The organism is Herpetosiphon giganteus, assembly GCF_016907925.1.
Taxonomy (GTDB): domain Bacteria; phylum Chloroflexota; class Chloroflexia; order Chloroflexales; family Herpetosiphonaceae; genus Herpetosiphon; species Herpetosiphon giganteus.
Genome location: NZ_JAFBCZ010000046.1, coordinates 1 through 11,609 on the forward strand (window position 1 = coordinate 1; position 11,609 = coordinate 11,609).

General features: G+C 59.7%; 8 protein-coding genes and 1 pseudogene. 5 read left to right on the forward strand and 4 right to left on the reverse strand.

The features are described 5' to 3' along the window. Positions 1-121: 121 nt before the first annotated feature. Together JOD20_RS24885 and JOD20_RS26610 are read right to left on the reverse strand one after the other, a co-directional pair. Complete coding sequence (locus JOD20_RS24885; protein ID WP_275580670.1) at positions 122-355, reverse strand: AHH domain-containing protein; 234 nt, start codon at positions 353-355, stop codon at positions 122-124. A 5-nt stretch (positions 356-360) separates the two neighbouring features. Beyond that, positions 361-935 (reverse strand): annotated as a pseudogene (locus tag JOD20_RS26610) (recombinase family protein). A 186-nt stretch (positions 936-1,121) separates the two neighbouring features. Between JOD20_RS26610 and JOD20_RS24895 the strand changes: the two are divergent. Further along, the gene (locus tag JOD20_RS24895) at positions 1,122-1,823 is read left to right on the forward strand and encodes a plasmid pRiA4b ORF-3 family protein (RefSeq protein WP_239584070.1); all 702 of its coding nucleotides are present in this window, start codon (positions 1,122-1,124) and stop codon (positions 1,821-1,823) included. Then, a complete protein-coding gene (locus tag JOD20_RS24900; protein ID WP_420828963.1) occupies positions 1,792-3,213 on the forward strand; it encodes an ISKra4 family transposase in 1,422 nt (473 codons plus the stop codon). Before JOD20_RS24895 ends, JOD20_RS24900 begins: the two co-directional genes overlap by 32 nt. A 136-nt stretch (positions 3,214-3,349) precedes the next feature. Here JOD20_RS24900 and JOD20_RS24905 read toward each other — a convergent pair whose 3' ends face one another. Continuing rightward, the gene (locus JOD20_RS24905; RefSeq protein ID WP_204757877.1) at positions 3,350-4,654 is read right to left on the reverse strand and encodes an integrase core domain-containing protein; all 1,305 of its coding nucleotides are present in this window, start codon (positions 4,652-4,654) and stop codon (positions 3,350-3,352) included. A gap of 440 nt (positions 4,655-5,094) precedes the next feature. Here JOD20_RS24905 and JOD20_RS24910 point away from each other — a divergent pair, with 440 nt between their 5' ends. The 3 genes from JOD20_RS24910 to JOD20_RS24920 all read left to right on the forward strand — a co-directional run bounded on the left by JOD20_RS24910 (position 5,095) and on the right by JOD20_RS24920 (position 11,029). Then, positions 5,095-5,445 carry an ArsR/SmtB family transcription factor gene (locus JOD20_RS24910; protein WP_204757878.1) on the forward strand — a complete coding sequence of 117 codons (351 nt, stop codon included), beginning with the start codon at positions 5,095-5,097 and terminating at the stop codon, positions 5,443-5,445. A 25-nt stretch (positions 5,446-5,470) separates the two neighbouring features. Beyond that, the gene (locus JOD20_RS24915; protein ID WP_204757879.1) at positions 5,471-7,684 is read left to right on the forward strand and encodes a heavy metal translocating P-type ATPase; all 2,214 of its coding nucleotides are present in this window, start codon (positions 5,471-5,473) and stop codon (positions 7,682-7,684) included. Between the two features lie 363 nt (positions 7,685-8,047). Beyond that, positions 8,048-11,029 carry a Tn3 family transposase gene (locus JOD20_RS24920; RefSeq protein WP_204757880.1) on the forward strand — a complete coding sequence of 994 codons (2,982 nt, stop codon included), beginning with the start codon at positions 8,048-8,050 and terminating at the stop codon, positions 11,027-11,029. A gap of 187 nt (positions 11,030-11,216) precedes the next feature. Here JOD20_RS24920 and JOD20_RS24925 read toward each other — a convergent pair whose 3' ends face one another. Beyond that, positions 11,217-11,603 (reverse strand): hypothetical protein, encoded by a 387-nt coding sequence (locus tag JOD20_RS24925; protein ID WP_204757881.1) that lies wholly within the window; start codon positions 11,601-11,603, stop codon positions 11,217-11,219. Positions 11,604-11,609 lie beyond the last annotated feature (6 nt).

Here is an 11,609-nt window from a genome sequence, read left to right on the forward strand (position 1 = left end):
ATAATTTAACCCTTACTTTAGCATGATGCTCTTTGTTAGGGGAGCGTGGTGTTGTATAGTATTCAGACTGGGTAGTATACAACACCACGCTCATCATCAATAATTCATGAAGTATTCTACATTACTGCGGCACGCGAACCCCACCTCCTAAGTTTCGAAGATACAAACGAAGATCAGCTGCAAGCATATCAAGTTGCGTCATGATTTGAATAGCTGACCAACCTTCTGTTTTTGCTAATTTATCAAGTGTATTTAGTTTTCCTTCAACCATTTTAGTATAAGCATCGTGATTAGTATTATGCAATGGTAGTTGATCGTTAATACTTTTAGGAGAGCACAAAAAAGTCGGGGGCATGCGCTTCAGGCGTTGGTGGTTGCCGCTGCGGACGCATCGGCGAGATATTTGTACAGCGTCGGCTTTGAAATCCCCAGCATCCGGCAGATCTGCGCGATCGTGTGCTGCTTTTCATCATACAGTTTTACGGCCAACGCCTGCTGATCGGCGGACAGCGCTTTCGGTCGCCCACCCTTCCGTCCTCGCGCACGGGCCGCCTGCAAACCCGCGTGGGTGCGTTCGCGAATGAGCATCCGCTCAAATTCCGCCAGTGCCCCAAAGATATGGAAAATCAGTTTCCCCGCACTGGAGGTCGTATCGATCGATTCATGCAGGCTTTTCAGCCCGATCTCCTTACGCTCCAGTAGCGTGATGATGTGATCAAATCTTTGAGGGAGCGGCTCAGCCGATCCAAGCGCCACACCACCACGATGTCACCCGCTCGCGCATAGTCCAGCAAGCGCTGGAAGCCACTCCGGTCAGCGGTTGCACCACTGCCGTGATCGGCAAAGATCTGCTCGCATCCGGCCTGCTGCAAGGCATCATGTTGCAGATGCAGGTGCTGGTCGTCGGTGGAAACACGGGCATAGCCAAGCTGCATGGGTGCGCTCCTTCTGGTCAAGAATCTCATTGTTGCCGGTGGTATCTTAACAAAGATAGCTTGACCGCGTTTCATGCCCGTCTGACAGCCCATGGCACCACTGTTTCGCGCAACCCCCACCATGGGCAACCAAACGACCGTTTTCTTGCCCCCCGTCCTCGCCGTGAAAACCCAGCCGGAGGTGCCATGACCCTTGCTGCATCGACACCACTGATCTATCACCTCAAAATCGTGTTGCGGGATATCACGCCGCAGGTGTGGCGACGAGTCCAGGTTGCCGCAATCACCACCATTGCTGATCTCCATGCCATTCTCCAAATTGCGATGGGCTGGGAGGATGCCCACCTCCATCAATTGCTGATCTATGGCAAGGCCTATGGAGTCTATCACGATGGCGGTTTTTCCTTTGCTGACGATCCCGACCAGGTGCGGCTTGCCGATTTTCGGTTGCGGGTTGGTGAGCGCTTCCGCTACGACTACGATATGGGCGACTTCTGGCAGCACGATATCTGGATTGAACAGATTCGTCCCGCACTACCACACCGCGTGTATCCCCACTGTCACGCGGGCTCAGGGGCATGTCCACCCGAAGATTGTGGTGGCCCCCCGGGCTACCGAGCGCTTCTCCGGGAACGAACGTCGTGGGACAGCCTTGATCCGCTCCACGCTGCCATGCAGCTGATCATCGAACGGGTCCAGACATTCGCGGCGGGCGGGCCACGCCCAACGATTGATGATGACGATTTTATGGATGCGCTTGATCACCTCGACGACTGGGAGGCATGGATTCCCATCGCCTTCGATCGACGGGCAGTGAATCAGGCCTTTCACGCGCTGGGGAGGAACCCACATGCAGATAACGATCACCATCCAGATTCAGGCCGATGATGACACCCACCACCAGCACGTACTGACCACCCTTGCGCGGGAATCAACGAGCATCGAGACGCTTGGCTTAACCCTCGCCGAGAGCAAACAGCTCTTGCAGCAGACCCAACAAGCGCTGGTCACCCACCAAGTAACCGCCTACCTCGCGCAGCACCGGCCCTGTCCTACCTGTGCCACGCCACGCCGGATAAAACAGCAGACCACCGCCCCGTTCCGGACGCTCTTTGGCCGCGTTGCGGTCGCAAACCCCCGCTGGTATCAGTGTGCCTGTCAGCTGCACGCGACCGAAACCAAAACCGTGCGTCCCCTCGCCCAGTTGCTCCCTGAGCGGGTCAGTCCCGAATTGCGCTATCTTGAGACGAAATGGGCCAGCCTCATGGCCTATGGCCTCGCGACACGGCTCATCCACGAGGTGTTGCCCATCGATGCGACGCACAATGCAACGACGGTGCGCAATCATCTGCTCCACGATGCCCAGCGGCTTGAACAGCAGCTCGGTGATGATCGGGTGATGGTGTGGGATACCTGCCAAGCCGAGCGTGATCGCTTGCCCATGCCTGATGGGCCGCTGTCGGTCGGACTCGACGGGGCGATTCTTCGCGCACGACGCGGCAGTTGTGGTGCACAGACGGCCAATCTGTTTGAGGTTATTGCGGGCAAAAGCATCCTCGCCTTTCGTCGGGATGCGCCGGAGGGCATGCCGCCAACCAGTAAATGTTTCGCCTTGGTGCAGCGGTATGATCGCAAGCCCCGACGGCGACTGTTTGACCTGCTCCGATCCCAAGGCATGCAAGCCAATCAGCAGGTGACCTTCTTCACGGATGGCGGTGATACCGTCCGCCGCCTGCCTGATGACCTGTACCCGCAGGCCGAGCACGTGTTGGATTGGTTTCATCTCACGATGCGGCTAACGGTTCTCCAGCAGTGCGCTCGCGGGCTTCCCGTCCGTCCGGACTACCCACCTTGGGATGGACCGTCACTGGCAGACAGCATCGACCGGATCAAACACCACCTCTGGCATGGCAATACGGCCAGCGCGTTGGAGGCCGTGGACACGCTTGCCGAATGGTTAGATGGTTGGGATGACGATGACGATGGGGCGATCACCATCCAGCCGGGGAGCGTGGCAGCGGCAACGATGGGGCGGTATGTCCACGACCTGAGCACCTCCATTGACCACAACAGCGGGTCAATTATCAATTATGGGGAGCGTTATCGGCAGGGCGAGCGGATTAGTACCAGCTTTGTCGAGTCAACGGTGAATTATGTGGTCAGCAAACGCATGGTCAAGAAACAACAAATGCAGTGGACACCGAAAGGAGCACATCTGCTGCTCCAAGTGCGAACCCAGGTGCTCAATGGCGATTGGGAGGCGACCTGTACTGTTTAGCAAGGTCGTCACCCGATTCATTCACCTCGTGCATGCCCCTTGACCCCATGTGCTGAATCCTGCGGTTACCCACGCCGCAACGCCGCTCCCACAGACGGTGAGCGGCAATCAGGAGCGCTGTGGTTATCCCAAATCCTTACCGACGATGACGACGCTGGCGATCGCGAATACGCGCATCCTCACCCCGTGCCGCAGCACACAACTGGTCGATGAACTGCTCGAACGGAAGGTCGGTCGTGATCAGATTGCGGAGGCGGCGACGGCGGTATTCGTGTTCCGCGTGGTACACCACCAGTTCCTGCGTTGGAGCATCCATCCGCACCACCACCTCCTGTCCCGCTAGCGTCCGACTGACGTAGTAGTCATTGCCCCCAACCGTGATGCTTCCTCGGGTTGAGACGCGCCGCACCCAGGTTTTTCCATGCAGCTGCACAACCCAGCGATTGGGATCAAGCGTGGCGGGAACCTGCGGCCACGCGGGTGGGTCAGGATACACCACCGCTGGTGGCTGGTTCTGGCAGGCACGGCCCTGATGGGGGCGTTCATCGCAATACCATGGTTCCCACGCATCGATCGCGGCCTGCGCATCGGGAATGATGGTGGGCCACGCAGGCCGTAAACATTCGGTTTTGAGCGTCGCATGAAACCGTTCAACCGAGGGCTTTAAGTCGGGACGGCCCGGGGGACAACAATCCACGGTCGTGCCAAGGCACAGCCACAAGCGTTCCCATGGCGAGGGGAAATCATCCATCTGCTGTGCGCCGACAAAGCGCGGGTCACGGTCATAGCGGACCAGCGGCGGAATGCCGTGGCGGAGCACGACTGCGGCACTCACCCGAATCGCCCGCTCCATCGAAAAAGCGCCATCCGCGATCATTGCCAGTGGTCGCGCCGTGCCCACATCGATCCAGTTGAAGACTTCGCCAGCGTGCTGGCGTTTGCCGTCGGGATCAGGGATGATTGAGGGAATATCGGTGAAATCGAGTTCGAGTTCCGTCCACGGCGCAGGCGGCTGGAGGGGTTGGCGTTGGCGGCGGGGCGGGGTGTGAATGCGTTGATGCTGGCGCAGAATCTTCCAAATGGTCGCGGTTGATCGGGGCAGCGGATCGTCGGTGCGCTCCGGATCGTGCTGGAGATAATAGGCAATGGTTTTGGGGCCAACGGTGCGGTGAAACTGGTCGGGGAGGGTATCGCGGAAGTGGAGAATGCGGGCAACAACGTGTGGTGTGGGAGCCGGCGGTGGGTGGTGACGCGCGGACGAACGCGAGCGGCAGGCGACCAGCGGGTCAGGATGGGGTGGCGATCCAATGCGGGATTTCCATTTGGCAACCCAGCGGCGACACCGCCCGATGGCGGCGGCATGCTCCGCATTGGTAGCGGATGGAAACGCGTGCAAACGGTCATACAACGTCAGCCGATCGGCAAACGCAGCGGCAGTCATAGCAAGCCTCCAAGCGAGCGAATGAATGATATGACCGGCATCGTACCGCGTGGCATCTCGTGCGGCAAGGGGCATGCACGAGGTAGGAAAACTGGGTGACGACCTCACTAAACAGCACACGACCGTTCGCGGGTGGTATGCGGGTTTCCGATCTGAGCCGTTGATTCCGCCAGTGCTGCCGATATCGGGCTAGTGCCCCCGACTTTTTACTGCTCTCCGAGCAGGGCCTTTTCCACCGCTCATACCGGCATCCCTCCGATCCACCACACCACACCGCCAACAATCACGATGACCGACCCAATGATGATCCTCCGCAGTACGCCTCCCCTCCGGTCTTTCCTGATCATCGCCGTCTGACGCATCCTGTCTTCTTGATTTGACTCTCCTCTTCCGGTATTATATCATCACATAGTGATGTAATGATACATGAGGTCTTGCATATGCTCTCCCGTACTCCTCCGCTCCAGCCAGCGGATCTGAAGGCGAAACTCTTCCGTGGCTTTGCCGATCCCTCACGCCTCCGGGTCTTGGAAGCGTTGCGCGCCGGGCCGCTGACCGTGTCGGCCATTGTGGACGCGACCGGCTTGAGCCAGCCGAATGTCTCCAACCACCTCAGCTGCCTCCACGATTGCGGCTTGGTCGCCCGCGAACAGCAGGGGCGCTTCGTCTCCTACCAACTCAGCGATCCGCGCGTTGCGGAGTTGATGACCCTGGTTGATACCCTGCTCGCGGATGTGGCGCATGGTGTCTATGCCTGCACGCGCTATAGCCGTGCTACGGAGGAGCAATGACAACCCTTCAGACTACGGAGGAGCAATGACAACCCTTCAGACAATCACGCTGCCGGTTCAGGGTATGGATTGTACCACCTGTGCGCAGCACATCGAGCGCGATCTCAGCCTGCTGCCCGGTGTTCAGCACGCGCAGGTGTTGCTGAGTGCGGAAAAAGCCACGGTGCAGTTCGATAGCACCCAGCTTGATCGGGCCACGCTGGTTCGCCGGATCGAACAAAGCGGCTATCGCGTACCCAGTGCATCCGATGCCGCGCCCGCAGCCGCCGATCTCGGCACCCTCTCCTCGTCGATCATTGTGGTCTTTGGGCTGATCTTCCTCGCGGTGATCGGCCTCGTCATCCTCGGCGAACAGTTTGGCTGGCTGGATGCGCTGACCACCGTGGTGCCTTGGCCGATCGGCTTGGCCCTCGTGCTGGTCGGCGGCTTTCCGATTTTCCGCAGCGTCATTCGCTCGGCCCTGAAGGGCACCGTCATTTCCCACACGCTGATGTCGGTCGGCGTGGTGGCCGCGCTGGTCATCGGTGAGTGGCCGACCGCCGTGCTGGTCGTGCTGTTTATGCGCACCGGCGAGTACGCCGAACGCTTTACCACCGAACGAGCGCGCCGGGCGGTCAAGGATCTCACTGCCATGGCCCCCAAAACTGCCCGGGTCGAGCGGAATGGCCACGCGATGACGATCCCGCTCGATGCGGTGTTGGTCGGTGATGTGGTCATCGTGCGGCCGGGCGACGCGATTCCGGTCGATGGTACCGTCGTCAGCGGTCGGGCCACCGTCAACCAGGCCGCGATCACCGGCGAGTCAATGCCGGTCGAGGTCGGACCCGATCAGACCGTGTTTGCCGCGACCCTCGCCGCCGCCGGTAGTCTGCGGGTGCAGGCCACTGCGGTCGGCGCCGACTCAACCTTCGGCAAGGTGATTGCCCTCGTGGAAGAAGCCGAGGCCCATCGCGCCGATGTCCAGCGGATTGGCGATACCTTCTCGGCGTATTACCTGCCCGTGGTGGCCGGCATCGCTATCCTGACCTTTCTGCTTCGCCACGATCCGCTGGCGACGGCAGCGGTCTTGCTGGTGGCCTGTTCCTGTTCCTTTGCCTTGGCCACCCCGATCGCCATGCTGGCCTCGATTGGCGCGGCTGCCAAGCAGGGCATGCTGATCAAAGGCGGTAAATACATCGAGGCGTTGGCTCAGGCCGATGTCCTTCTCGTCGATAAGACTGGCACGCTGACCGTCGGCCGGCCAACCGTCACCGCGATCGTTCCGCTGGATACCACACCAGCGGCCGAGGTCTTGGCTATGGCCGCCGCCGCCGAGCGCGATTCAGAGCATCCCTTGGCGGCCGCCATCCGCCAGGCGGCCCAACGCCGCCGGCTGCCCGTGCAGGCGCCCGAATCATTCACCGCCGTCCCCGGCCATGGCATTCGCGCCCAGATCGGGGCTGACACCATCATGGTGGGCAACCAGCGGATGGTGGGCGACGGCGCTGCGCATCCGGAGGGCGACCGACTCGAAGCCGCTGGCAATACCGTGGTGGCGGTGGCCCGCAACGGGGCGGTGATCGGGTTGATCGCGCTCGCTGATACCGTGCGGCCGGAGATCACCGACGCACTCGCAGCAATCCGCGCCCAAGGGATTGGCACGATTGAGATGCTGACCGGCGATAACGCGCGGGTGGCGGCGGCGCTGGCCAGCCAAGTCGGGATCAGCTATCGTGCCAATTTGCTGCCGGAGGATAAAATCGCGGTGGTGCGGGACTACCAGTCCAAGGGCCATCGGGTGGTCATGATTGGCGATGGTGTCAATGATGCTCCCGCGCTGGCGCAAGCGCACGTTGGGATTGCGATGGGGGTCGTTGGCACAGATGTCGCGTTGGAGGCCGCCCATATTGCCCTGATGCGTGATGACTGGATGCTGGTGCCAGCGGTGCTGGCGGTCGCCAAACGCACCATGCAGGTGGTCAAAGGCAACATCGCCTTTACCGCCATGTACAATCTGGTCGGCCTGACCCTGGCGGCCCTAGGCGTACTCCCGCCCGTGTTCGCCGCAGCGGCGCAGTCGCTGCCGGATCTGGGTATTATGGCGAATTCAGCGCGGCTCCTCCGCCTACGCGGGATACCCAAACGCCGCGCGACGACGATCCCCGTGGCCGAGCGTGCAGCGGACTCGTGTACCGATGGGTGTTGCACACTGGCCGAGCCTGCGACCGCGATCATCCCGCTCCAAGACCGGCGGCTCTAACGGTATGACGGACTCCGCGTGCGCCACGAGCGTGGCGGGCTGGTTGGAGCCAGCATGCAGGCGACGGAGCATGCTGGCTCCAACCAGCCCGCTCCGGGCTAGGTCAACAGCGGGTGTCGCGTGGAGCGGCGTGTCGTTCCTCTGGGGGTGGCTCGTCGATGGCATTCGACCAGACGGCCCACGCATCCTTGGGGCGATCGTCGCCTTAATCGGTGCTGCGATTCATCGGAGCGTGGCCCCGCGTCTCGTGTGGCATCCGCACTGGTCGTCGCAACGACCATACCTCAACGTGGATGGGTGCAAGCACCCATCCAGCAGATCGGCCACAGACCCATCACCCATGGCACCGTGGAGGACATACCAATGCCAACATCCGTGCGTCGAACAACCTATCCGCGCTTTAAGCGCATCATCACCGCCCGACTGCTTCAGGAGCGGTTTACGCCCACCGCAGCGGAGTGGACCATGGCCCAACAGGTCACCCGCTACCCGCAGCTCCGCCTTAATTTCGTGGTCTTGGTCAAAGTCTTCCAATACCTCCATCACTTTCCACCCCTTGAGCACATCCCTCCAGCGATTGTCGCGCACATCCGCACGACGCTGCGCCTTGACCCTGACCTGCCGTTTGGCTATAGCGCTGTCAGAACGATGTATGACCATCACAAAGCCATTCGCACCGCCCTTAAGGTGCTCCCCAATGGCGCAGCCACCCGGCACATTGCGGTTCATGCGGTATACGAGGCCGCCCACCGCATGAACCGCGAGGCCGATCTGATTAATGTTGCCATCGAATCGCTGATGAAAGCCAATGCCGAAGTACCAGCATTCTCGACGCTCGACAAAATCGTTGAACGCGTTGGTGCATTGGTCGATCGGCAGCTTGTGGCACGGGTCGGCGCTCGCCTCACCGAACCCATCATGGCGCGTCTTGATCAACTGGTGGCGGCGCAGGGCACCCGGCAGCGGACGGAGTTCACGCGCCTCAAGGAACTGCCCCAGAAGCCAACCCGTGATCACCTTCGCACGCTGGAGGATCGCCTCCATTGGCTGGAAGCGATCGCCGACCCCACCACCTTGCTGGCAGATGTGGCGCATAGCAAAATTATCCACTTCGCCGAGGAAACGAAGGGTCTCGATGCCGCCTTAGTGCGCGACATCCGCGCTCCGCGGCGCCGCCTGATGCTGCTCTGCCTCCTCCATCAAGTCCAGATTCAAGCCCGCGATGATCTGATTCTGATGTTCCGCAAGTACCTTAAGACCTTGCATGGACGTGGGCAGACGGCCTTACAGAAGCTCCGTGAACGGCAGCAGGAAACCATTGAACAGTTGCTCGCCGTGTTGACGGAGGTGTTGGAAACGACGGAGGCGCAGGCTGACGACGCCCACCTTGGACCAGAAGTGCGCCAGATCCTCAATGCCTATGGCGGCGGGGACACCTTGCTGGCGGACTGTCTGGTCATCAGTGCCTACAACGGCCAGAACTATCTTCCGCTGCTCCCCCCACTCTATGCGGCATCCCGCACAGTCTTGTTTCGGCTCCTCGATCTGCTGGAGATCGTGCCAACCACGGAGGATGATGGGCTGATGGACGCGCTCACCCTACTTCGCACGCTCCGACGGCTCCGGAAGCCCGTTATTCCGGCCACGATCGACCTCAATTTTGCCAACGATCTGTGGCGCCGCGTCATTGTACGAACACACGGCAAACGCAAAAAACGCAAGGTTTTTGACCGCCGCCTCTTCGAGATCGGTGTCTTTACCTATCTTGCCGAAGGCCTCAAGACTGGCGACCTCGCGGTTCGCGGGTCTGCGCAGTATGCCGACTTCCGCACGCAACTCCTCCCCTGGGATCAATGTGAACCAAAAGTGCTGGATTTCTGCCGGGAGGTGGGCGTAGCCAGCACGCCGCAGGGGTTCGTCTTTCAGCTCTGGATCTGGCTTAAGCTCGTCGCGGAGGAGGTGGATCAGGGCTATCCGGACCAAAGCTCGCTGGTGATTGCCGACGATGGGACTCCGGTGCTCAAAAAGCTCCCGAAGACCGTCCCGACGCAGGAGATGGAAGCGTTCGAGCAGATGCTCCATGCGCGGATGCCCAGCCGCAGCGTGCTGGAGGCGCTCTGGAACACCGCGCATTGGACAGACTGGTCGCGCCACTTTGGCCCGCTCTCCGGCTCAGAACCGAAGATGGCCAACCCAACCATGCGCTATCTCTTAGCCACCTTTTGCTATGGTTCCAATCTCGGGCCGGCAGAAACCGAGCGCCACACGGGCGGCGCGATCGCGGCCCAGACCCTCTCCACGATCAATCGCCAACACATTACCCAGCCAATGTTGGAGGCGGCCCGCCGGGACATCATCACCACCTACAACCAACTCGACCTCCCCAAACTGTGGGGTGATGGAACGGTCGCTGGCGTCGATGGAAGTCAGTATGATCTCGCCGAAGATAACCTGATCGCGGAGTATTCGTTTCGCTATCGGGCCAAAGGCGGGATTGCGTACCAGCACATTTCCGATCAGTATATTGCGCTGTTCAGCCACTTCATGACCTGCGGGACTTGGGAGGCGATTTATATCATCGATGGCCTCCTGAAGAACACCTCCGAGATCCAACCGCTGGTGATCCACGGGGACACCCAAGCGCAATCGACCCCAGTGTTTGCGCTGACCTATCTGCTGGGCATCGATCTGATTCCGCGCATCCGCAACTGGAAAGGGTTGATCTTCTTTCGACCGCAGCACGATGTCACCTACCAGCACATTGACACGCTGTTTGGCGGGACGATCGACTGGACGCTGATCGAGACGCACTGGCAAGATCTCATGCAGGTGGTCATCTCGATTAACGAGGGCACGATTCTCGCCTCGACCATCCTGCGTAAGCTGCGCCACGACAGCAAACGGAACAAGCTGTACAAAGCCTTCCGCGAGGTCGGCCGCGTCATCCGCACGGTCGTCTTGTTGCGCTCGATCTCCAGCCTGGAACTCCGCCAGCAGGTGCTCAGCATGACGAACAAGGTCGAGGCCTTCAATGGGTTTGCGGCATGGGTCTTCTTTAGCAATTATGGCATCATTGACACCAATGATCCGGCGGAGCAGGAGAAGCGGCTGCATTACCGCGATGTGGTCGCGAACGCGCTCATTCTCCAGAACACCATCGATCTCAGTCAGGCATTGCGCCAGCTCCGGGCCGAGGGCTATCCCGTGCGCCGCGATCTGGTCGCCCACCTCAGTCCGTACCCGACCCAGCATCTTCGGCGGTATGGGGACTATCCAAACCACTTCGAGCACATGCCCGATCCCATCGACCCGACGTGTGATCTCGGCGACGAGGGCGATGGATGAGGGGAGCGCGAGCACTGGTGATGAATGTTAATACTTTTTAATGCTACCGCCAAAATTCTGCGTTTCTTGACTTAACCCCATATACACCAGCAAATCTCCATCAGTGTCAATAGTGGTTATGGCTTGAGAAATGGTCTCTTCATTAATATGAAGAGACCATTTCAGTCTAGAGGGCAGAAGTGTGCCTTTATTGGTTGATAGGTGCAGCAAGGCTGGTCACGAGACTCGGCCGGATCGGATAGATCGCCCATGCCCAGTCACTGGCGAGCATTAAGTTGATCGGAACATGCCATGGACTAATTTCTAGTTTATCCGCGACGAGCAATCCGTGAGGTTCAATCGGGCTGCGACATCCAGGGCATACAATATCGTTCAACATCGGTTCCATGGTAAAGCGATCAAAGATATTGTTCGGATCGACATACATCCGATGTTCTTCCCAATCGACCAGCATAATGGTATCACAAGCAGGGCAGCGCAGAAACATACAGTCGAGATTGGTTGATGGCTCCTTGAGCCGTTCACGAATGGCATCATCATCGATATCGATGTTGGTGATAACGCTATCAGTCATCAAGCA